The organism is Streptomyces triculaminicus (genome assembly GCF_017349075.1).
In the GTDB taxonomy this organism is placed as follows: Bacteria; Actinomycetota; Actinomycetes; order Streptomycetales; family Streptomycetaceae; genus Streptomyces; species Streptomyces triculaminicus.
The window spans coordinates 599,102-620,009 of the sequence record NZ_JAFMOF010000003.1 but is presented as its reverse complement, the minus strand read 5'-3'; the positions used below and the strand labels follow the sequence as shown (position 1 = coordinate 620,009).

21 protein-coding genes and 5 tRNA genes are annotated in these 20,908 nt (G+C 71.6%); 7 read left to right on the top strand and 19 right to left on the bottom strand.

Annotated elements, in window-relative coordinates:
* The first annotated feature begins 215 nt into the window (after positions 1-215).
* The gene (gene rpmB / locus J1792_RS21435; protein ID WP_003957616.1) at positions 216-401 is read left to right on the top strand and encodes a 50S ribosomal protein L28; all 186 of its coding nucleotides are present in this window, start codon (positions 216-218) and stop codon (positions 399-401) included.
* Between the two features lie 120 nt (positions 402-521).
* Here the strand turns inward: rpmB and thiD are convergent, their stop codons facing one another.
* Both thiD and J1792_RS21425 read right to left on the bottom strand, forming a co-directional pair.
* Positions 522-1,313, bottom strand: coding sequence for a bifunctional hydroxymethylpyrimidine kinase/phosphomethylpyrimidine kinase (thiD, locus tag J1792_RS21430; RefSeq protein WP_086571948.1), 792 nt, complete (start codon positions 1,311-1,313; stop codon positions 522-524).
* A gap of 53 nt (positions 1,314-1,366) precedes the next feature.
* On the bottom strand, positions 1,367-2,338 hold the full coding sequence (locus J1792_RS21425) for a thiamine-phosphate kinase (RefSeq protein ID WP_207248002.1): 972 nt from the start codon (positions 2,336-2,338) through the stop codon (positions 1,367-1,369).
* A gap of 146 nt (positions 2,339-2,484) precedes the next feature.
* Here J1792_RS21425 and J1792_RS21420 point away from each other — a divergent pair, with 146 nt between their 5' ends.
* Together J1792_RS21420 and J1792_RS21415 are read left to right on the top strand one after the other, a co-directional pair.
* Positions 2,485-2,718 carry an Lrp/AsnC family transcriptional regulator gene (locus tag J1792_RS21420; protein WP_086571953.1) on the top strand — a complete coding sequence of 78 codons (234 nt, stop codon included), beginning with the start codon at positions 2,485-2,487 and terminating at the stop codon, positions 2,716-2,718.
* Between the two features lie 20 nt (positions 2,719-2,738).
* The gene (locus tag J1792_RS21415) at positions 2,739-3,245 is read left to right on the top strand and encodes a DUF3515 domain-containing protein (RefSeq protein WP_086571955.1); all 507 of its coding nucleotides are present in this window, start codon (positions 2,739-2,741) and stop codon (positions 3,243-3,245) included.
* Between the two features lie 67 nt (positions 3,246-3,312).
* On the opposite strand, the gene J1792_RS21410 is transcribed toward J1792_RS21415, so the two are convergent.
* Genes J1792_RS21410 through J1792_RS21400 form a run of 3 tightly spaced genes read right to left on the bottom strand, consistent with a single transcriptional unit; the run spans position 3,313 to position 6,270 of the window.
* Positions 3,313-4,461 (bottom strand): D-alanine--D-alanine ligase family protein, encoded by a 1,149-nt coding sequence (locus J1792_RS21410; protein WP_086571957.1) that lies wholly within the window; start codon positions 4,459-4,461, stop codon positions 3,313-3,315.
* A 34-nt stretch (positions 4,462-4,495) separates the two neighbouring features.
* Positions 4,496-5,497: an NAD(P)H-dependent glycerol-3-phosphate dehydrogenase gene (locus tag J1792_RS21405; RefSeq protein WP_086571959.1), complete on the bottom strand. Its 1,002-nt coding sequence runs from the start codon at positions 5,495-5,497 to the stop codon at positions 4,496-4,498.
* On the bottom strand, positions 5,494-6,270 hold the full coding sequence (locus J1792_RS21400; protein WP_086571961.1) for a lysophospholipid acyltransferase family protein: 777 nt from the start codon (positions 6,268-6,270) through the stop codon (positions 5,494-5,496). Before J1792_RS21400 ends, J1792_RS21405 begins: the two co-directional genes overlap by 4 nt.
* A 173-nt stretch (positions 6,271-6,443) precedes the next feature.
* Here J1792_RS21400 and cofC point away from each other — a divergent pair, with 173 nt between their 5' ends.
* Positions 6,444-7,094, top strand: a complete 651-nt coding sequence (gene cofC, locus J1792_RS21395) for a 2-phospho-L-lactate guanylyltransferase (protein WP_307843057.1) — start codon at positions 6,444-6,446, stop codon at positions 7,092-7,094.
* Positions 7,095-7,104: 10 nt separating this feature from the next.
* Complete coding sequence (locus J1792_RS21390; RefSeq protein WP_086571965.1) at positions 7,105-7,320, top strand: hypothetical protein; 216 nt, start codon at positions 7,105-7,107, stop codon at positions 7,318-7,320.
* Positions 7,321-7,407: 87 nt separating this feature from the next.
* On the opposite strand, the gene J1792_RS21385 is transcribed toward J1792_RS21390, so the two are convergent.
* From J1792_RS21385 to leuC, 4 genes are all read right to left on the bottom strand, one after another.
* The gene (locus J1792_RS21385) at positions 7,408-8,112 is read right to left on the bottom strand and encodes an HU family DNA-binding protein (protein ID WP_086571967.1); all 705 of its coding nucleotides are present in this window, start codon (positions 8,110-8,112) and stop codon (positions 7,408-7,410) included.
* A 124-nt stretch (positions 8,113-8,236) separates the two neighbouring features.
* Positions 8,237-8,482, bottom strand: a complete 246-nt coding sequence (locus J1792_RS21380; protein WP_086571969.1) for an SCO5555 family protein — start codon at positions 8,480-8,482, stop codon at positions 8,237-8,239.
* A 180-nt stretch (positions 8,483-8,662) separates the two neighbouring features.
* Positions 8,663-9,256, bottom strand: coding sequence for a 3-isopropylmalate dehydratase small subunit (gene leuD / locus J1792_RS21375; protein WP_086571971.1), 594 nt, complete (start codon positions 9,254-9,256; stop codon positions 8,663-8,665).
* A 3-nt stretch (positions 9,257-9,259) separates the two neighbouring features.
* Positions 9,260-10,693, bottom strand: a complete 1,434-nt coding sequence (gene leuC / locus J1792_RS21370; RefSeq protein WP_086571973.1) for a 3-isopropylmalate dehydratase large subunit — start codon at positions 10,691-10,693, stop codon at positions 9,260-9,262.
* Positions 10,694-10,818: 125 nt separating this feature from the next.
* Here leuC and ndgR point away from each other — a divergent pair, with 125 nt between their 5' ends.
* Complete coding sequence (gene ndgR / locus J1792_RS21365) at positions 10,819-11,547, top strand: IclR family transcriptional regulator NdgR (protein WP_086571975.1); 729 nt, start codon at positions 10,819-10,821, stop codon at positions 11,545-11,547.
* A gap of 9 nt (positions 11,548-11,556) precedes the next feature.
* On the opposite strand, the gene J1792_RS21360 is transcribed toward ndgR, so the two are convergent.
* The 10 genes from J1792_RS21360 to J1792_RS21315 all read right to left on the bottom strand — a co-directional run bounded on the left by J1792_RS21360 (position 11,557) and on the right by J1792_RS21315 (position 16,800).
* Positions 11,557-12,531 (bottom strand): anti-sigma factor RsbA family regulatory protein, encoded by a 975-nt coding sequence (locus tag J1792_RS21360; RefSeq protein WP_086571977.1) that lies wholly within the window; start codon positions 12,529-12,531, stop codon positions 11,557-11,559.
* Positions 12,521-13,423 carry an MEDS domain-containing protein gene (locus tag J1792_RS21355; RefSeq protein ID WP_179198976.1) on the bottom strand — a complete coding sequence of 301 codons (903 nt, stop codon included), beginning with the start codon at positions 13,421-13,423 and terminating at the stop codon, positions 12,521-12,523. The genes J1792_RS21360 and J1792_RS21355 overlap by 11 nt, the downstream gene beginning before the upstream one ends.
* Before the next feature lie 88 nt (positions 13,424-13,511).
* Positions 13,512-13,584: transfer RNA gene (locus tag J1792_RS21350), tRNA-Glu, on the bottom strand.
* A 42-nt stretch (positions 13,585-13,626) separates the two neighbouring features.
* Positions 13,627-13,698: transfer RNA gene (locus tag J1792_RS21345), tRNA-Gln, on the bottom strand.
* Positions 13,699-13,715: 17 nt separating this feature from the next.
* Positions 13,716-13,788: transfer RNA gene (locus tag J1792_RS21340), tRNA-Glu, on the bottom strand.
* A gap of 39 nt (positions 13,789-13,827) precedes the next feature.
* Positions 13,828-13,900, bottom strand: a tRNA-Glu gene (locus tag J1792_RS21335).
* A gap of 81 nt (positions 13,901-13,981) precedes the next feature.
* Positions 13,982-14,053 (bottom strand) — tRNA-Gln (locus J1792_RS21330).
* A 213-nt stretch (positions 14,054-14,266) separates the two neighbouring features.
* The gene (gltX, locus tag J1792_RS21325; RefSeq protein ID WP_086571980.1) at positions 14,267-15,742 is read right to left on the bottom strand and encodes a glutamate--tRNA ligase; all 1,476 of its coding nucleotides are present in this window, start codon (positions 15,740-15,742) and stop codon (positions 14,267-14,269) included.
* Positions 15,735-16,517: a fumarylacetoacetate hydrolase family protein gene (locus tag J1792_RS21320; protein WP_086571982.1), complete on the bottom strand. Its 783-nt coding sequence runs from the start codon at positions 16,515-16,517 to the stop codon at positions 15,735-15,737. The genes gltX and J1792_RS21320 overlap by 8 nt, the downstream gene beginning before the upstream one ends.
* Positions 16,518-16,605: 88 nt before the next feature.
* Entirely contained in the window at positions 16,606-16,800 is a 195-nt protein-coding gene (locus J1792_RS21315) for a hypothetical protein (RefSeq protein ID WP_086571984.1), read from the bottom strand.
* 508 nt (positions 16,801-17,308) lie between these two features.
* On the opposite strand from J1792_RS21315, the gene J1792_RS21310 reads away from it, so the two are divergent.
* Positions 17,309-20,902, top strand: coding sequence for a sensor histidine kinase (locus J1792_RS21310; protein WP_207248000.1), 3,594 nt, complete (start codon positions 17,309-17,311; stop codon positions 20,900-20,902).
* The last annotated feature ends 6 nt before the right edge of the window (positions 20,903-20,908 follow it).

Genomic DNA, 20,908 nt, shown 5'->3' with positions numbered 1-20,908 from the left:
GCGATGCTGGAGCAGAGTAGTCCCGCGCCGGGTTCCGGAGGGCGTCCCGGGGCGGGGTCCGGGCCGGTCATGGTAGTTTCGTTGTCCAGGAGCGGTCGTTGTATGCTGCTCCGGTTGCCTGATGCGAATCAGGCCATCCCCCTGGCAAGCCAGTCACCTACGACCCGGCACGCCGGGATTTCCCGTAAGTGCATCTGAAGTCTTTGGAGTGACCCGTGGCTGCCAACTGCGACGTCTGCGGCAAGGGGCCGGGCTTCGGCAACAACATTTCGCACTCGCACCGCCGTACGTCCCGTCGCTGGAACCCGAACATCCAGCGTGTGCGTGCCGTGGTCGGTCGGACGCCGAAGCGCCTCAATGTCTGCACCTCGTGCATCAAGGCCGGCAAGGTCTCGCGCTAACTAGCTAGTAGCGCGGCAGCCTCGCCGTACCTTGAAAGCCGGTCACCTTCAGGTGGCCGGCTTTTTGCATGCCCGAAAAGGGTTCCGGCCCTTACGGCTCGGCCACGGTCCGGTCACGGGTCAGCGGCGGAAGGCCCATCCGTGGTCCACCGGCCCGATGCCGCCCCCGAGCGCGAAGCCCGCCGCGATCGCGCCGGTCACGTACTCCTTGGCGGCCGCGACGGCGTCCGGCACCGACGCCCCCTTGGCCAGGCCCGCGGCGATGGCGGAGGCCAGGGTGCAGCCCGTGCCGTGGGTGTGGCGGTTGTCGTGGCGCGGCGCGCGCAGCCAGTGCTCGTCGGTGCCGTCGGTGAGCAGGTCGACCGCGTCCCCGTCGAGGTGGCCGCCCTTGATGAGCGCCCAGCGGGGGCCGTAGGAGAGGACCGCCTCGGCGGCCGCCCGTAGATCGGCCTCGCGGGTCACCCTCACCCCCGTCAGCCAGGCGACCTCGTCCAGGTTGGGGGTGGCGACCGTGGCGGCGGGCAGCAGGCGCGTACGGACCGCCTCGAGGGCGGAGGCGGCCAGCAGGGCGTCGCCGTGCTTGGAGACGCCGACCGGGTCGACGACCACCGGGGCCCGTACGCCGGCGAGGAGGCCGGCCACGGTCTCCACCAGCTCGGCCGAGGCCAGCATGCCGGTCTTGACGGCCTGGACGCCGATGTCGTCGACGACGCTGCGGAACTGCGCCCGGACCGCCTCCGCGGGCAGTTCCCAGGCGCCTTGGACGCCCAGGGAGTTCTGGGCGGTGACGGCGGTGATCACGCTCATGCCGTGGGTGCCGAGGGCGAGCATCGTCTTCAGGTCGGCCTGGACGCCCGCACCGCCGCCGGAGTCGGAGCCGGCGACGGTCAGCACGCGTGGGGGTATCGGCATGGCGCCGAATCTACCCGCCGTGATCCTCCCGCCGTGGGCGAGGGGCCCGGGCGCTACTCATCGGGGTCGAGGTCCCCGAAGTGGTCCCAGCCGCCCGCCTTGTCCCAGGGTGCGCCGTCGACGGTGACCTGGGGCAGCGCGGAGGGGTTGACCACCTCGCCGATGATCTTCCAGCGGGCGGGCAGCTTCACGTCCGACGGGAACGTGGCGACGATGGCGTGGTCCTCTCCCCCGGTGAGCACCCACTGCAGGGGGTCGACGCCGACGGCCTGGCCGATGTCGTACATCTGCGTGGGCACGTCGATGGCGGCCGTGCGCAGGTCGATACGGACCTTGCTGGCCTCGGCGATGTGCCCGAGGTCGGCGATGAGGCCGTCGCTGACGTCGGTCATGGCGGTGGCGCCGAGCGCGGCGGCGGCCGGACCCGCGTGGTACGGCGGTTCGGGCCGGCGGTGGGCCTCGACGAAGGCGCGCGGCGAGCGGAAGCCCCGGGAGAGCACGGCGAGGCCGGCCGCGGACCAGCCCAGCCAGCCGGTGACGGCGACGACGTCGCCGGCCCGGGCCCCGGAGCGGGTGACCGGTTCGTGGTTGCGCAGGTCGCCGAGGGCCGTGATGGCCACGGTGATCGTCTCGCCGCGGACCACGTCCCCGCCGACCACGGCCGCGCCGGCGACCTGGCACTCGTCGCGGATGCCGTCCATCAGCTCGGTCGGCCAGGTGGCGGGGAGCTCGGCGGGGACGACGAGGGCGAGCAGGACGGCCGTGGGGACGGCGCCCATGGCGGCGATGTCGGCGAGGTTCTGGGCCGCGGCCTTGCGGCCCACGTCGTAGGCGGTGGACCAGTCGCGGCGGAAGTGCCGGCCCTCCAGGAGCACGTCCGTACTGGCCACGACCCGCCGGTCGGGCGCGGCGACCACCGCGGCGTCGTCACCCGGCCCGAGACGGACCGCCGGGGTGGTGGTGAGACGGGAGGTCAGCTCTCTGATGAGCCCGAACTCCCCCAACTCGCCCACGGTGCCTTTCACTGAGCTCCTCCTCGGAGTGTCGGTTGCCCTGTTCGTGACGTGTTCCGCGCCGCGCAGGCCGCGCGGGTCTCCCCGCACCGTGCGACGACGCGGTACCGTGGCGTCTCTTCTCCCCACATGATCCTCGTAGCCGCCCTGGAGGTTCCGTGGTACAGGCGTACATCCTGATCCAGACCGAGGTCGGCAAGGCGTCGACCGTGGCCGAAGTCATCGGAAAGATCGAGGGAGTGATTCAGGCCGAGGACGTCACCGGGCCGTACGACGTGATCGTGCGCGCCCAGGCGGACACCGTGGACGAACTCGGCCGGATGGTGGTCGCCAAGGTCCAGAAGGTCGATGGCATCACCCGCACCCTGACCTGCCCGGTCGTCCATATCTAGCTCCCCCGTATGCTCGGCCGGTGAAGACTTCGCTTCGCCGGCCCCTCGGCCTGCCCGCTCTCGCCCTGCTGTGCGCGTCCGTGGCCTGCTCGGCCCCGGACGGCAAGGCGAGCCCGGCGGTGCCCACGCCGCCGGCGCGGCAGGCCGAACTCTGCCGGGCGCTGCACAAGGAGTTGCCCGAAACCGTGGACGGGCGAAAGCGGCGTGCCGCCGATCCGGTCTCCGACCTCACCGCCGTGTGGGGTGACCCGGCGATCTCGCTGCGCTGCGGGGTGGGGCGTCCCAAGATCCTTACGCCTGGCACCGAACACTACAACCCCACGGCCGATTCGGTGGAGATCGACGGCGTCGGCTGGCTGCCCGAGCGGCAGCCGGACGGAAGCGTCCGCTGCACCACGACGCTGCGGCAGGCGTGGGTCGAGGTGACGCTGCCGAAGCAGGTGGTGGGCGAGGCCGGCGACATCAGCGCGCTGACCGATCTCGCCGACGCCGTCCGCAAGACGATCCCGGTGGGCGTCCTGCCCTGACCCCCGGCCCCTGGTCGCAGGGTCCGGACCCGGGCCCGTGTTCGCGGGCCCGGTCCGGGTCGCGGTGCTAGCGCAGGCCCGTGGGGCGGCGCAGGGCGGCCTGCACGAGGCGGTCGACCAGCTCGGGGTACTCCACACCGGTCTCCTGCCACATGCGCGGGTACATGGAGATGGGCGTGAAACCGGGCATGGTGTTGATCTCGTTGATCACGAACTCGCCGTCCTCGGTGAGGAAGAAGTCCGCGCGGACCAGGCCCTCGCAGGAGGCGGCCTCGAAGGCCGCCACGGCCAGCTCCTGGACCCGGCGGGTCTCGTCCTCGCTCAGCGGGGCGGGCACGATGCCGGAGGCCGAGTCGATGTACTTGGCCTCGAAGTCGTAGAAGTCGTGCGCGCTGACCGGCGGGATCTCGGCGGGCACGCTGGCGCGCGGGCCGTCCTCGAACTCGAGCACGCCGCACTCGATCTCACGGCCGCGCAGCAACGATTCGACCAGGATCTTCGGGTCGTGGCGCTGCGCCTCGGCGATGGCCTCGTCCAGGCCCGAGATGTCGTCGACCTTGGTGATGCCCATGGAGGAGCCGGCCCGGGCGGGCTTCACGAAGAGCGGCCAGCCGTGCTCGCCGGCGAAGTCCACGATCTTCTTGCGGGCGGCGGCCGGGTCGGCCTGCCACTCGCGCGGGCGGATCACCTCGTACGGGCCGACGGGCAGCCCGAAGGAGAGGAAGACCCGCTTCATGTACTCCTTGTCCTGGCCGACGGCGGAGGCGAGGACGCCCGCGCCGACGTAGGGAATGCCGGCCAGCTCCAGCAGGCCCTGGAGGGTGCCGTCCTCGCCGTAGGGGCCGTGCAGCACGGGGAAGACGACGTCGACCTCGCCCAGCGCCTTGGGCACGGCGCCCGGCTCGGTGTAGACGACCTCGCGGCTGGCGGGGGTGACGGGCAGCAGGACGCCGCCGTCGGCCGACTCGGTGAGGTCCTCGACGGCGGGCAGCTCGCGCCCGGCGATGGCCATCCGATCGGGGTCGTCGGCGGTCAGGACCCAACGGCCGTCGGTGGTGATACCGATCGGCAGCACCTCGTACTTGGTGCGGTCGATGGCGCGCAGGACGGCGCCCGCGGTGACCACGGAGATGGCGTGTTCGGAACTGCGGCCGCCGAAGACGACCGCGACACGCGGCTTCCGGTCAGGGCTCTGGGTGGAGGTCTCGCTGCTCATATCGCGTCGAGAGTACCTGCTGACGGCGGGTGCGTCAGTGCCGCTCGGGCTTGGCGCTGCGCGCCATGAGCTCCTTGAGGGCCACCAGGGGCGGCTTGCCCTCGTGCACGATGTCCACGACCGTCTCCGTGATCGGCATGTCGACATCATGACGACCGGCCAGATCGAGCACGGACTCACAGGACTTGACGCCCTCGGCGGTCTGCTTGGTGACCGCGATGGTCTCGGCGAGGGTCATGCCCCGGCCGAGGTTGGCGCCGAAGGTGTGGTTGCGGGACAGCGGCGAGGAGCAGGTGGCGACGAGGTCGCCCATGCCCGCGAGGCCGGCGAAGGTGTGGGCGTCGGCCCCCATGGCCAGGCCCAGGCGCGTCGTCTCGGCCAGGCCGCGGGTGATGAGGGAGGCCTTGGCGTTGTCGCCGAGCCCCATGCCGTCGGCGATGCCCACGGCCAGGGCGATGACGTTCTTGACGGCGCCGCCCAGTTCGCAGCCGACGACGTCGGTGTTGGTGTAGGGGCGGAAGTAGGGGGTGTGGCAGGCGGCCTGCAGGCGCTTGGCGACGGACTCGTCGCGGCAGGCCACGACGGCGGCGGCGGGCTGCCGGGCCGCGATCTCCTTGGCCAGGTTGGGGCCGGTGAGGACGGCGACACGGTCCGGGGAGACCTTGGCGACCTCCTCGATCACCTCGCTCATCCGCTTGGCGGTGCCCAGTTCGATGCCCTTCATCAGGGACACGAGGACGGTGTCGGCCGGCAGCAGGGGCGCCCACTCGGTGAGGTTGCCGCGCACGGTCTGCGAGGGGACGGCGAGGACGGTGAACGCCGCGCCGTCGGCCGCCTCGGCGGGGTCGGTGGTGGCCCGTACGGCCGCGGGGAGCTCGACGCCGGGGAGGTAGTCGGGGTTGGTGCGGCCGGTGTTGACGGCGTCCACGAGGGCGGCGCGGCGGCCCCACATGGTCACCTCGCAGCCGGCGTCGGCGAGGACCATCGCGAAGGCGGTGCCCCAGGATCCGGTGCCGTAGACGGCGACGCGCGTCACTTGCTGTCCTCCTCGGCCGAAGCCGCTGTGCCGGTGGCCGTCTGCTGCCGGCGGGCGGCGGTGCGGGCCTTCTTGTGGTTGTACGGCTCGGCGGGGGCGGGCTCGCCGCGGAGTTCGGCGAGGAGCTCGGTGATCGCCCGCATGATGACGTCGGTGACCTCGCGCAGGACCTCGGCGGTGGGTTCCTTGCCGTAGTAGGCGGAGAGGTCGACGGGCGGGCCCGCGAGCACCTTGAGGGTCTTGCGGGGGAACAGCCGGAGCTTGTTCTCCTTGGCGTACGGCGGCATCGCCTCGTTGGCGCCCCACTGGGCGACCGGGATGACGGGCGCCTTGGTGAGCAGCGCGACGCGGGCGGCGCCGGTCTTGCCCTCCATGGGCCACATGTCCGGATCGCGGGTGAGGGTGCCCTCGGGGTAGAAGGCCACGCACTCGCCCTTGTTGATGGCGTCCACGGCGGCCCGGAAGGCCGCGGCGGCGTCGGCGGATTCGCGGTAGACGGGAATCTGCCCGGTGCCGCGCAGGATGGTGCCGACGAAGCTGCCCTTGAAGAGGCCGGCCTTGGCCAGGAAGCGGGGGACGCGCCCGGTGTTGTACTGGAAGTGGGCGTACGACAAGGGGTCCAGATAGGAGTTGTGGTTGACCGCGGTGATGAATCCGCCGTCGGCCGGAATGTGCTCCATTCCCTGCCAGTCCCGCTTGAACAGAACCACGAGCGGCGGTTTCGCCAACACCGCCGTAAAGCGGTACCAGAAGCCGATTCTGCGGCGGGACACTCGGACACCCTTCTGTTGGGACCTGGAAGCTGCTGCGGGTCGTGCTGCTCACCCGGGGGCCGGACAAGTGTCGCCCCAGGTACCCGGTCTGTCGAGAACACCGTAACCCCGCGTTCCGGTCATGGCGGCGGCAGCGGGTGACAATGGGGCCGAAGCGAAGAGAGGGGGCGGATGTGGTCTGGACGCTGGTGGTGCCGCTGAAGCCGCTGGCCATGGCCAAGAGCCGGCTGCGGGCGGACCCCGGGCGGCTGCCCGGCCCGGCGCTCGCGCTGGCCTTCGCCCTGGACACGGTGGCTGCGGCGCTGGAGTGCCGGTCGGTGCGGGATGTGGCGGTCGTCACCCGCGACCCGCTGGCCGGGGCGGAGCTGGCCGCGCTGGGCGCCCGGGTACTGCCCGAGCCGCCGGGGGGCGGGGGGCTCAACGCGGCGCTGGAGCACGGGGCGCGGGCGGTGCGCGCCCACCGTCCGGACGCGGCGGTGGCGACGCTGAACGCGGATCTCCCGGCGCTGCGCACACCGGAACTCGGGCGGGTGCTCGATTTCGCCACGGAATTCCCGCGCGCATTTCTCGCGGATGCCGCGGGAATCGGTACGACGCTGCTCTCGGCGGCGCCCGGAATGGAATTGGCTCCGGCGTTCGAGGGGCGTTCGCGTGCCCGTCATCATGCCTCGGGAGCGCATGAGATAACCCTGACGGGCGTGGATTCCGTGCGCCGGGACGTGGACACGGCAGAGGATTTACGGGCGGCCCTGGCGCTGGGCGTGGGGCCCCGCACCGCGGCCGTCACCGGCGGCGTGCCGCTGGCCGCCCGGGCGGCGGACTAGGCTGCTGACCATGCAGGCCACCGCGTACACCTTCGACCCTTCGACCCGCTCCGGGAGCGTTCTCCTGGACGACGGCACGCCCGTGCCCTTCGACACGGCGGCGTTCGACGCCGGGGGCCTGCGGCTGCTGCGGCCGGGGCAGCGGGTGCGGATCGAGTTCGCGGAGGGCGACGCGGGCCCGGTGGCGGACCGCCGTGTGACCCTGGTGACGCTGCAGACGTTCTGAGCGCCCGGCCCGTACGGGCCCTGACGCACCGCGGGCCGGGCTCCCCGGAGGGAGCCCGGCCCGGCGCGTGACGCCGTGGTTGCCGCCTTACTTCTTCTTGGCGGTGGTCTTCTTGGCGGTGGTCTTGCGCGCGGTGGTGGTGCGCGTGGTGGCCTTCTTGGCGGGCGCGGTCTTCTTCGCGGCGGCCGCCTTCTTGGCCGGGGCCGCCTTCTTCGCGACGGCGGTCGTCTTCTTCGCGGCGGTGGTCTTCTTGGCCGCGGCCGCCTTGGTGGCGGGAGCCGCCTTCTTGGCGGTGGTGGCCTTCTTGGCCGTGGTCGCCTTCTTCGCGACGGCGGCGGTCTTCTTCGCCGGCGTCGCCTTGACCGCGGTCGCCTTCTTGGCGGCGGTGGTCTTCTTCGCGGCGGTGGCCTTCTTGGCGGTGGCCTTCTTGGCCGCGGCCTTGGCGGTCACCTTGCCGCCCGAAAGGCTGCCCTTGGGCGCCTTCTTGACGGAGACCTCGCCGCCCTTCGGCAGCTTCTTCGTACCGGCCACCAGGTCCTTGAAGCCCTGACCCGCACGGAAGCGCGGCACCGAGGTCTTCTTGACCCGGACCCGCTCACCCGTCTGCGGGTTACGGGCGTAACGGGCAGGACGGTCGACCTTCTCGAACGAGCCGAAACCGGTCACGGAGACCCGGTCACCGGCGACAACCGCACGGACCATCGCGTCGAGAACAGCATCGACGGCGTCCGCGGCCTGCTGACGGCCGCCGAGCTTGTCGGCAATCGCTTCAACGAGCTGCGCCTTGTTCACGTCTTCCCCTTCGGATGACATTGGCTGGAATGTGCTCCAGCTTTTTCGCACGTTAGGCAGATATATACCGCAAATCAAACACGAAACGGTCTAATCACCCTTGTGCCGCAACGAACTCGACCCATCACGGAGTTCCGTCGGTGTCGGGCTCTTGGGGGAAACGGCCCTCGTCGAGGTCGTTCATCAGCCGGTCCAGGCGCCTTGCCGCACCTGAGAGATCGTGCTTCGCCGAGGCCGTGATGGCCAGCAGCTGCCGGGACAGCGCCATCCGTACGCCCTCCGGGACTTGCAGTGTGCGCACTTTCGTGTGCGCTTCCTTCAGTTGGTCGGCGACGAGCCGGTAAAGCTCGAGTTGGCTGTCGCGTTCCATGCACCGATTGTGCCATCTGAGGCGAGTTGTCGCTTCACGGGCCCTCAACAAAGCAACGCGCCCCCTGTCCGAAGACAGGGGGCGCATCATGCCAAACCCTGGGTGAGCAGCGAAAATCCGGGGCCTCGGTAAGCCGTTACGACCCGTGTGACACTGGGCCAAACGAGCCGGAATCGACCCTCAGATCAGGGCCGTGGAGGGCTTGAAAGAGGGCCTGCGGGACTCGTAGGCGGCGATGTCCGCCTCGTGCCGGAGGGTCAGACCGATGTCGTCCAGCCCCTCCAGCAGACGCCAGCGGGCGTTCTCGTCAAGGTCGAATCCGGCCGTTACCCCCTCGGCCCGTACCTCCCGGGCCACGAGATCGACCGTCACCTCGACCGAGGGGTCGTTCTCGGTCAGCTCCCACAGCGCCTCCACGGTCTCCTGCGGCAGGACGACCGTCAGCAGCCCGTTCTTGAGCGAGTTGCCACGGAAGATGTCGGCGAACCGGGACGAGACGACGGCCTTGAAGCCGTAGTTCTGCAGCGCCCAGACCGCGTGCTCCCGGGAGGAGCCGGTGCCGAAGTCGGGGCCGGCCACCAGGACCGAGGCGCCGGCGCGCTCGGGACGGTTCAGCACGAACTCCGGGTCCTTGCGCCAGGCCTCGAAGAGCCCGTCCTCGAAGCCGTCGCGGGTCACCTTCTTCAGCCAGTGCGCCGGGATGATCTGGTCGGTGTCGACGTTGCTCCGGCGCAGCGGGACGGCCCGGCCGGTGTGCGTGGTGAAGGCTTCCATGGCTCAGACCTCCAGGGGGGTGCGGTGCGCGGTGGCGTCGGTCAGGTCGGCCGGGGAGGCCAGGTGTCCCAGGACGGCGGTGGCGGCGGCGACCTGCGGGGAGACCAGGTGGGTACGGCCGCCCTTGCCCTGCCTGCCCTCGAAGTTGCGGTTGGAGGTCGACGCGGACCGCTCGCCGGGCGCGAGTTGGTCGGGGTTCATGCCCAGACACATCGAGCAGCCGGCGTGCCGCCACTCGGCGCCGGCCGCGGTGAACACCTTGTCCAGCCCCTCCTCGACGGCCTGCAGCGCCACCCGTACGGAGCCGGGGACGACCAGCATCCGGACGCCGTCGGCGACGCCGCGGCCCTCGATGACGGACGCGGCGGCCCGCAGGTCCTCGATCCGGCCATTGGTGCACGAGCCCACGAAGACGGTGTCCACGCGGATGTCCCGCAGCGCCTGACCCGCCGTCAACCCCATGTATTCCAGGGCCTTTTCGGCGGCGAGGCGCTCGGAGGCGTCCTCGTAGGAGGCCGGGTCGGGCACGGCCGAGGACAGGGGCGCGCCCTGGCCCGGGTTGGTGCCCCAGGTGACGAACGGGGAGAGCTCGGTGGCGTCGATGACCACCTCGCGGTCGAAGACGGCGTCGTCGTCGGTGCGCAGGGTGCGCCAGTACTCCACGGCCGCGTCCCAGTCGGCGCCGGCGGGCGCGTGGGGGCGGTCCTTGAGGTAGGCGAAGGTGGTCTCGTCGGGGGCGATCATGCCGGCCCGGGCGCCCGCCTCGATGGACATGTTGCACACGGTCATCCGGGCTTCCATCGACAGGTTCTCGATGGCGGAGCCGCGGTACTCGATGACGTAGCCCTGGCCGCCGCCGGTGCCGATCCTGGCGATGATCGCGAGGATCAGGTCCTTGGCGGTGACGCCCTCCGGCAGCTCGCCCTCGACGGTGATCGCCATCGTCTTGAACGGCGACAGCGGCAGCGTCTGGGTGGCCAGGACGTGCTCGACCTGGCTGGTGCCGATGCCGAACGCCAGCGCGCCGAACGCGCCGTGGGTGGAGGTGTGGCTGTCGCCGCAGACGACGGTCGTGCCGGGCTGGGTGAGGCCCAGCTGCGGTCCCACCACGTGGACGACGCCCTGCTCGACGTCGCCCAGCGGGTGCAGGCGGACGTCGAACTCGGCGCAGTTGCGGCGCAGGGTCTCCAGCTGGGTGCGGGAGACCGGGTCCGCGATGGGCTTGTCGATGTCGAGGGTGGGGGTGTTGTGGTCCTCGGTGGCGATGGTCAGGTCCGTGCGGCGGACCGTACGGCCGGCCTTGCGCAGGCCGTCGAAGGCCTGCGGGCTGGTGACCTCGTGGAGCAGGTGCAGGTCGATGAAGAGGAGGTCGGGCTCGCCTTCGGCGCGCGTGACGACGTGGTCGTCCCAGACCTTCTCCGCGAGTGTCCGTCCCATCGCTGTCCCTTTCGCCGGCGGCTCTGCCGGGCAACTCGTGCCGGATGGTGCTGTGCGTTCCAGGTTGCAGCGTCTCGGGAAAATTTGAACTTGCGTTTCATACTTTGAGACGGGAGTATCGTTGCATGGACAACTCTGGTGGCGCCTCAAGCGGTGTGGGCGTTCTCGACAAGGCGGCTCTGGTACTGAGCGCTCTGGAGTCCGGCCCGGCGACCCTCGCCGGGCTGGTCGCGGCGACGGGCCTGGCGCGCCCCACGGCGCACCGGCTCGCGGTGGCGCTGGAGCACCACCGGATGGTGGCGCGCGACATGCAGGGCCGGTTCATACTCGGGCCCCGGCTGAGCGAGCTCGCGGCCGCGGCCGGGGAGGACCGGCTGCTGGCCACGGCGGGCCCCGTGCTCACCCACCTACGGGACGTGACGGGCGAGAGCGCGCAGCTCTACCGCCGGCAGGGCGACATGCGGATCTGCGTGGCGGCCGCGGAGCGGCTGTCGGGCCTGCGGGACACCGTGCCGGTGGGCTCCACGCTGCCGATGAAGGCCGGCTCGGCGGCCCAGGTGCTCATGGCCTGGGAGGAGCCGGAGCGGCTGCACCGCGGCCTGCAGGGGGCGCGCTTCACGGCGACGGCGCTCTCGGGCGTGCGGCGGCGGGGCTGGGCCCAGTCGATCGGCGAGCGGGAGCCGGGCGTGGCCTCGGTCTCGGCGCCCGTGCGCGGTCCCTCCAACCGTGTGGTGGCCGCCGTCTCGGTCTCCGGCCCCATCGAGCGCCTCACCCGCCACCCCGGGCGCATGCACGCCCAGGCGGTGCTGGACGCCGCCCTCCGCCTCACGGAGGCGCTGCGGCGCAACGGCTGAGGGACCTCCTCACCACCGCTCGGCGTCACCGGGGCCCGCGACGCGCAGCGTCAGGCGCGTCAGCGGGCCCTGTGTGCGGACGTCCAGGGCCTCGCTGAGGGTGCGGGCCAGCCACAGGCCGTCCTCGGGGGCCGCGGCCCGGCCCGGCGGGCGGAAGCCCGCGAAGGCGGGAACGGCCTCGGCCGCGGCCGCCGGCTGGGTGCGCAGCAGCTCGTACGCCACCTCCCCCGGCTCCGGCCAGGCCCGCAGGGCGAGCCGGGCGCCCTCCCCCGCCAGCAGATAGCCCGCCGCCTCGGTCACGGCCAGGACGGCCAGGGCCAGCCGCTCGCCGCTCAGGCCGGCCGCCGCGGCCCGCTCCCGGGCGAAGCCGCGCACCGCGCGGAGCCGGTCCGTGGGGCCCGTGCGGGCCGCCCCGGGGGGCGCCGGGGAGCGGGGCGGCGGCATCGCCGCCGCGTACGCCCCGGGATCGGCGTAGGTCGCGCAGGGGATCAGCCGCTGCCCGTCCAGTCGGGCGGGATGCGTGGCGCAGGCCGCCCCGGCCACGTCCCGGGGCGCCGTCCTGGTGTCGTACGGGCAGATCATCCACAGCGGCAGCCCGGCCAGCAGCACGTTGAGCCCGGACTCCATGCGCTTCCACTCCGCGACCTGGCGGGCGCTCTTGCCGCACCACACCGGCTCGGCGATCATCCGCATCCGCAGCCCGGGGCGGGCGCGGCGGTCGTGGTAGCGCAGGAACGCGGAGACGCGCTCGACGGGCCGGCGGCCGAAGTAGGCGGTCTCGGCGGTGTCCAGCGCGTGGGCCCGCTCCCCCAGCGCGTCCCGCAGCAGCTCGATGTTGGCGGGCGTCGTCGCGGCCAGGACGGGCTCGCCGGCCGCCAGGCCCTCGCGCACGAAGGGCACCGCCATCGCCAGGAACTCCGCGTCGCTCCCGTACAGGCAGGCGTGGTGGACGAAGCCGCCCTCCGCCCCGTGCTCAGCAGGCATGCACGGCCCCCAGCCGGAGCCCGGGTGTCCGGTCCCAGCCGACGACGGTGATGACCTGCAGCAGATGCCGTGGCAGCCCGCTCAGCTCCACGGTGCGGTGGCGGGCGGCGCGGGCGCGGGCGAAGGTCATCAGCAGCCGGAGCCCGCCGAGGTCGAGGAACTCCACCCCGGACATCTCCAGGCACACCTCGCCGCGCACCGCCGCGACCGATCCCAGCGCGTCCCGCAGCCGGCGGTGGGAGCCCGCGTCGACCACTCCCTCGATGCGCAGCCCCTGCGGGCGGTACGTGCGGGCGACGACCAGGTCCGCCGTCCGCACCAGCGGGTCGGCCACCACGCTGCGGGCGTGCGCCGATTCGAACGCGTCCAGCGCGGCCGGGTCGCAGCGGCGGATGTCGTACTGGCAGACGGCGAGCGTCTCGCCGGAGCTGAACTCCTCGGCGAGGAGTGCCTCGTAGCGCAGCAGCCGGGGAACGTCGGGCAGGCCGTGCCCGCCGTGCAGGGCGGCGCACGGCTCTCCCGCGACGCGCAGCGCGCGATAGCCCTCCTCGCGCGAGCGGCGGGCGGCGCCGCGCAGCCGGCGCAGCAGGGCGGCGGCCTCCAACTGGCCGTGACCGGAGCGGAATTCGGCCAGGCGTACGACCTCGACGCGGCCGTCCAGCGCGGTGAGGGTGCCGTCGAGCCGGCATTCGTCCAGTAAGGCGCCGGGGCCGGGCGGGTCGTCCTCGCCGCTGAGGTAGAGGATCTTGTCCTGCGCATCCAGTCCCCCGAGCACGAAGTCCCGCAGGATCGAGGCCCGCTCCTCGTCCGACTCGAAGAGCAGGCACGCGTGGTCGCCGGGTTGCAGCTCTCCGACGTGGACCCGGCGGCGCACGCCGTGGGGTTGGACCATGCGGGGATTATCCCGCCGCCCGGGAGAAGGGGGAAGGACGCATGAAAAAATGCCCTCCGCCGAAGCGAAAGGCATTCTTTCTTTTTTGTACCCCCGACCGGATTCGAACCGGCGCTACCGCCTTGAGAGGGCGGCGTGCTAGGCCGCTACACAACGGGGGCCTGCTTTTGGTTTTGCTCAGCAGACTCAAAAAGCAATCTGCGCTGGGGTACCAGGACTCGAACCTAGACTAAGGGAACCAGAAACCCTCGTGCTGCCAATTACACCATACCCCATGGTGGTTATTAACCAGTACCCCCGACCGGATTCGAACCGGCGCTACCGCCTTGAGAGGGCGGCGTGCTAGGCCGCTACACAACGGGGGCCCTAGCGATCCCCTTCGAGGTCACCCTCTGAGGAATCAGTACCCCCGACCGGATTCGAACCGGCGCTACCGCCTTGAGAGGGCGGCGTGCTAGGCCGCTACACAACGGGGGCTTGCACTTCGCTTTGCGCTTTCGCGCGGTGTCTACTTTATCAGTAGTTTTGCGAGAGAATTTCCGCTAAGAATTTCTCTTGCTGGGGTACCAGGACTCGAACCTAGACTAAGGGAACCAGAAACCCTCGTGCTGCCAATTACACCATACCCCACCGTAACTCGACCCCCCGGAAGGGGTCTTGTCTCGGCTTGCGCCTTCCGCTCCGGCCTCTCGGCCCTCTCGGGCGGCGCAGGAAGAACATTACCCGAAGGTGGACTGGGGTCCAAAATCGATAACCCGCCTGGTCTCCGGGCGGCCGTGCGCACCGGGGCCCGGCGGCCTTGGGAAGGCTGCCGGGCCCCGTACGGCGGGACGTGCGCGGGCGTCAGGCGCCGAGCTTCGCCAGGGCGGCGTCGACGCGCGCCAGGGTGCGCTCGCGGCCGAGGATCTCCAGGGACTCGAAGAGCGGCAGGCCGACCGTACGGCCGGTGACGGCCACGCGGACGGGCGCCTGGGCCTTGCCCAGCTTCAGGCCGTGCTCCTCGCCCGCGGCGACGACGGCGGCCTTGAGCGCGTCGGCGTTCCAGTCGGCCTCCGCCAGCTTGGCGCGGGCCGTGCGCAGCAGGGCGTCCGAGCCCTCCTTCATGGCCTTGGCCCAGGACGCCTCGTCCTCGACGGGCTCGTCCAGGAAGAGGAAGTCGACGTTCGCGGTGATGTCGGAGAGCACCGTGAGCCGGGTCTGGGCGTGCGGGGCGATCGCCTCCCACGCGGCCTGGTCGAACTTCTCCTCCGCCCAGTTGGCGTGCGGCGCGCGCAGCCAGGGGGTGCAGGCCTCGATGAACGCCTTCGGGTCGAGCCGGCGGATGTGGTCGGCGTTGATCGCCTCGCACTTCTTGAGGTCGAAGCGGGCCGGGTTGGCGTTGACGTCCTTGACGTCGAACGCGGCGACCATCTCCTCCATCGTGAAGAGGTCCTGGTCGGCCGAGAGGGACCAGCCGAGCAGCGAGAGGTAGTTCAGCAGGCCCTCGCGCAGGAAGCCGCGCTCCCGGTAGAGGTTCAGGGAGGACTGCGGGTCGCGCTTGGAGAGCTTCTTGTTGCCCTCGCCCATCACATACGGCAGGTGGCCGAAGTCCGGGGTGGTGCCGTTGCCGACGCCGATCTCCGCGAGAGCGCGGTAGAGGGCGATCTGGCGCGGGGTGGAGGAGAGCAGGTCCTCGCCGCGCAGCACGTGCGTGATCTCCATCAGCGCGTCGTCGACGGGGTTGACGAGCGTGTAGAGGGGGGCGCCGTTGGCCCGCACGATGCCGTAGTCCGGAACGTTCTCCGGGGTGAAGGTCATCTCGCCGCGCACCAGGTCGGTGAAGGTGATCGGCTCGTCGGGCATCCGGAAGCGGACGATGGGCTCGCGGCCCTGTCGCTCGTACTCCGCCTTCTGCTCCTCGCCGACCTCGCGGCACGTGCCGTCGTAGCCGGAGGGCCGGCCGGCCGCGCGGGCGGCGTCGCGGCGCTCGTCGAGCTCCTCGGTGGTGCAGTAGCAGTAGTAGGCGTGCCCGGCCTCGAGCAGCTTCTTCGCGACGTCCTTGTAGAGGTCCATGCGCTGCGACTGCCGGTACGGCGCGTGGGGGCCGCCCACCTCGGGGCCCTCGTCCCAGTCCAGGCCCAGCCAGCGCATGGCGTCCAGCAGCTGCTGGTACGACTCCTCCGAGTCGCGCGCCGCGTCGGTGTCCTCGATGCGGAAGACCAGGGTGCCGCCGTGATGGCGGGCGAACGCCCAGTTGAACAGGGCGGTGCGGACCAGGCCCACATGGGGGTTGCCGGTCGGCGAGGGACAGAAACGTACGCGGACGTTCGCGTTAGCCACGCTTGATCACCTTGTTGGTGAGAGTGCCGATACCTTCGATGGTGACGGCGACCTCGTCGCCGACGTTGAGCGGTCCGACTCCGGCCGGGGTGCCGGTGAGGACGACGTCGCCGGGGAGCAGCGTCATCGCCTCGGTGATGTTGACGATCAGGTCCTCGATGGAGTGCACCATCTCGGCCGTGCGGCCCAGCTGGCGCTGCTCGCCGTTCACGGTGCACATGATGCCGAGGTCGGAGGGGTCGAGCTCGGTCTCGACCCAGGGGCCGAGGGGGCAGGAGGTGTCGAAGCCCTTGGCGCGGGCCCACTGCTTCTCGCGGCGCTGGACGTCGCGCGCGGTGACGTCGTTGGCGCAGGTGTAGCCGAGGATGACGTCCTTGACGCGCTCGCGCGGGACCTCGCGGCACATGCGGCCGATGACGACGGCGAGCTCCGCCTCGTGGTGGACCTCTTCGGAGAAGGAGGGGTAGGCGATGGGGTCGCCCGGGCCGATGACGGCGGTGGAGGGCTTGAAGAAGGTGACGGGCCCCTCGGGGAGCTCGTTGCCCAGTTCCGCGGCGTGCTCGGCGTAGTTGCGGGCGACGGCGACGACCTTGTTGGGCAGGACGGGCGGCAGCAGCCGCACCTTGCTCAGTGGGATCTTCTGCCCCGAGCGCTCGAATTCCGCGAAGGGGTGCCCCTTGATGATGTCGAGGACGGGACCGCCCTCGGTCGAGGCGTCCCCCTCTACGACGCCGAAGGCGACGTTTCCGTCGATGGAGAACCTTGCGATGCGCACGGGTAGCTCGCGCCCCTTGTCTGATTGGCCGGAGTCTGACCACCTCAGGCTATCGCGGGGGGCGTGCGCGGCCCGTGCGCTCCCGCGTTTAGTCCTGGGGCAGCTGGGTCTGCGGCGCGACCATCAGAACCGTGCGGCGCGGGTTGGCGGTGGCCCCCGGCAGCTCGACCGCGTGCTCCGGGCGCTCGACGGACGCGCCGAGGAGGGCGGTGGCGTCCTTCAGGTGCGCGAGCGTGGTGCGGCGCGGGTTGGCGGTCTTGCGGGACGGCATGGTCGTCTTCACTGGAGGTGCCTCGCGTAGTCGGTGGTGGCGCTGTTCTCGGGCGCTTTTCGGGGCCTGTTCCGGGCCGGTGCAAAGGACCAGGCTAAGGCGCCCCTATCCCCAGACGCGCGCCGCACAAGTCCTGGGCCTCCTGTGAGTTTCCTCACGACTGAACAGAAAAATGCGATATAACGGGCAGTGCTCGGGGGTCCACGAAACGGGACATTGCAGGGCTGAATCACACGTTCCGCTCCTGATCATGGCGACTGGGACACCCTAGAAGTCCCCTGGTGAGCCATGCGACTCATGGCGTTAAATCCGGCATAAAGGGCGGGTTCTTCTACGGTCCGTCACAGTCCCCCTTACCCAGCGTCACCCTTTTTCTCACCGCAGGCACCGGCCTTGTTGGGAGATCCGGCACTGTGCTGGAATTCCGGGGACCGCCTGGGGGGCACCGCGGTCCCCCCACGACTCGACACCGTCCCTCCGCTCATCCGGCGGGACGCCTGGTCCAGAGGTTGCGACGCTAGTGCAGGGACGTTTCAAGAGGGATGGCAGCGCTGCGGCGGAGCCGGAGCCGCGCGGTGCAACCGACCGCGGCACGCCCGTCGACGCACCGAACGGTGGCGAGCCCACCGAACGACCGAAGGGAAAGAGTGCCAACAGCACGGGCTCACGAATAGCCCTGCGCAACTGGCGCATTAGTACCCGCCTGGTCTCCCTGCTCGCCCTGCCCGTCGTCGCGGCGACGACGCTGGGTGCCCTGCGTATCGAGACCTCGCTCGAGAATGTCGACCAGCTCGACCACATGAAGCTCCTCACCGACATGACGGGCAAGGCCACCGCGCTGGCCAACGCCCTTCAGGAGGAGCGCGACAAGTCCGCCGGCCCGCTGATCCGCGACCGCAACTCCAAGGACGACGCGGTCGTCTCCTCGCGCCAGCGCACCGACCGCAACATCGAGGCCTTCACCGAGACCACGAAGAAGGCACGCCCGGACGACCCGACGATGGTCGGTGTGCAGTCCACCCTTGTCGACATCTCGCGCGAACTCAAGAAGATCCAGAAGGTCCGCGAGAGCGCCTACAAGGACTCCGAGTACATCGCGAAGACCGTAGGCAACTACAACACCCTGATCACCTCGCTGCTGTCCCTGTCCCAGGACATGGCCCAGGCCACCAGCAACAGCGACATGATCACCGCGACGCGCGCCCTGGCGACGTTCTCCGCCGCCAAGGAGTACGCCTCCATCCAGCGAGCCGTCCTCAGCGCCGGCCTCGCCCCGGTCAAGGGCGCGCACCTGAGCGCGAACGACCTGCAGTACGGCCAGAGCGCGCTGTCCAGCGAGGAACAGGCCCTCATCCGCTTCACGGCCATCCGCTCCGGCGACTCCGCCGAGCTCCTGAAGTCGCTCAACGGCGGCATCACGGACATCACGGCCGCGAACACCTTCGCCACCCGCGCCTTCGGCAACACCAACTCGTTCAAGGACGAGAAGACCAGCTACAAGGACTGGTACGACCAGGACACCGTCAAGATCACCGAGATGGTGAAGATCGAGACGACCCTGCTCAACCAGATGGAGCAGAAGGCCGCGGAGCTGCGCGACGAGGCCAACCAGGACGCGATCCTCAACGGTGTCCTGATCATCCTCGTCCTCGGCATCTCGCTCGCCGGCGCCTTCGTCGTGGCCCGGTCCATGGTGCGGTCGCTGCGGCGACTGCAGGACACCGCCCAGAAGGTCGCCCAGGAACGTCTGCCCGAGCTCGTCAAGCAGCTGTCCGAGACCGACCCGCAGGACGTGGACACGTCCGTGGAGTCCGTCGGTGTGCACAGCCGGGACGAGATCGGAAAGGTGGCCGCGGCGTTCGACGAGGTGCACCAGGAAGCGGTCCGTCTCGCCGCCGAGCAGGCCCTTCTGCGAGGCAACGTCAACGCGATGTTCACCAACCTCTCGCGCCGCAGCCAGGGCCTCATCCAGCGTCAGCTCTCGCTCATCTCCGAGCTCGAGAGCCGCGAGGCCGACCCGGACCAGCTGTCCTCGCTGTTCCGCCTGGACCACCTCGCGACCCGTATGCGCCGTAACGGTGAGAACCTCCTCGTCCTCGCGGGTGAGGAGCCCGGCCGACGGTGGACCCGTCCCGTGCCGCTCGTCGACGTCCTGCGTGCCGCCGCGTCCGAGGTGGAGCAGTACGAGCGCATCGAGCTCAGCGGCGTGCCGCCGACCGAGGTCGCCGGCCGCGTCGTCAACGACCTCGTGCACCTCCTCGCCGAGCTGCTCGAGAACGCGACTTCCTTCTCCTCGCCGCAGACCAAGGTCAAGGTCACCGGTCACGCGCTGCCCGACGGGCGCGTGCTGGTCGAGATCCACGACACCGGCATCGGCCTCTCGCCCGAGGACCTCGCGGCGATCAACGAGCGGCTCGCCAGCCCGCCCACCGTGGACGTGTCGGTCTCCCGACGCATGGGTCTGTTCGTGGTCGGCCGTCTGTCCCTGCGACACGGCATCCGCATCCAGCTCCGTCCGTCCGACTCGGGCGGCACGACCGCGCTCGTCATGCTTCCCGTCGACGTCGCCCAGGGCCACAAGAAGCCGGCCCCGGGTGGTGCCGCGGGCGCGGGTGCCGGTGCCGGCGCCCCCGGCGGTCAGGGAGCCCCCGCGGCCGGCCCCGGTCAGCAGCAGCGTCGCCCGGCGATCGTGCCGCGCGGCAGCGCCCCGGGCGGCGGCCTGCCCGGCCGGCCCGCCCAGGGTCCCGGCCCCAGCGGCGGTGCCGCCGCGGGCAGCCTCTTCGACACCTCCCCGCGCGACAAGGGCGGCCCCGGCCTTCCCGTGCGCGGCAACTCCGGCCCCGCCGCGGTGCCGCCGCCGGCCGGTGCCGGCGGGCGCCCGCAGCTGCCGGCCCGTAACGGGGGCGGCTCCGCCCCCGCCGCCGGTGACGCCGGCCGCCAGGCTCCGGCCTGGGGCAACGCGCAGGCCCCGGCCGGCAACGCCGGCCGCAAGGGCCCGGGCGCCCCGGCCGACGACTGGCCGATGCCCGACGGCGGCTCCGCCCGCTCCGGTCAGGACGCCCCGCGCGGCCACGACGAGACGGACACGTCCGGCGGCCGCCCCGCGGCCCCGGGGAACAAGCACAAGCGGAAGAAGGGCGGCCAGCCCGCCGGCGGCGCGCAGCTCAGCGGCGGCCCCGGCGACACGGCGCAGTTCCCGCCGGTCCCCGCGACCGAGCAGCCGTCGGCGGCCACGGGCAGCTTCCCGCGGCCCGGCGCCGGTGACACCGCGCAGTTCCCGCCGGTGCCCGCCGCGGGCGAGGCGCCGAACGCGCGGACCGGCTCCTTCGAGCTGCCCGGCGGCCCCTCGGCCACCGGCCAGTTCGCCCGCCCCGCGCAGAACGAGCAGCGCCAGAACACGACCGGCCAGTACGACCGGCCCGCCACCCACGGCGGTCCGCAGAACGAGGCCACGGGCCGCTTCGCGCAGCCCGACGCCGGCGGCGCGCGGGACAACGCTCCCGCGAACAACCGGTTCGAGCTGCCCGGCGGCCCCGCCGCCGGCGGCCGCACGGACCGCCCCGCCCCCGGTGGCGAGGGCGCCGGCACGCCGCTGTTCTCGGAGCTGGAGTCGCACTGGTTCCGCGACGAGCCGCAGGCCGGCGTGCCGCAGCAGCCCGCCGACTCCGCGCGCCCGATGCCGCGCCGCGCCACGGGCCGTACGCCCGCGCCGGCGCCGCAGAACGGCCCGCAGGCCGGCCCGCAGGGCGGTGGTCCGCTGACCGGCGGCCCGCAGCCCTCCGGTACCGACCGGAGCCCGTCGCAGGACGCGTGGCCGGGCTCCCCCAATGACGAGCGCTGGCGCCGGGCCGAGCAGGTCCGTGAGCCGGCCGCGGGTGGAACCACCTCGTCCGGGCTGCCGAAGCGCGTGCCGCGCGCCAACCTCGTCGAGGGAACCGCCGAGACGACGCAGACCCAGTCCCTTCCGACCGGTCCGGCGGTCTCGCGTGCGCCCGACGACGTACGCGGCCGACTGACCAATCTCCGCCGGGGCATCCAGCAGGGACGTCAGGCCGGCAGCGGCCCGGCCACCGGCAGTCACAACGTTGGCCCCACTCACCAGCAGGAGCGTTAGTTGAGT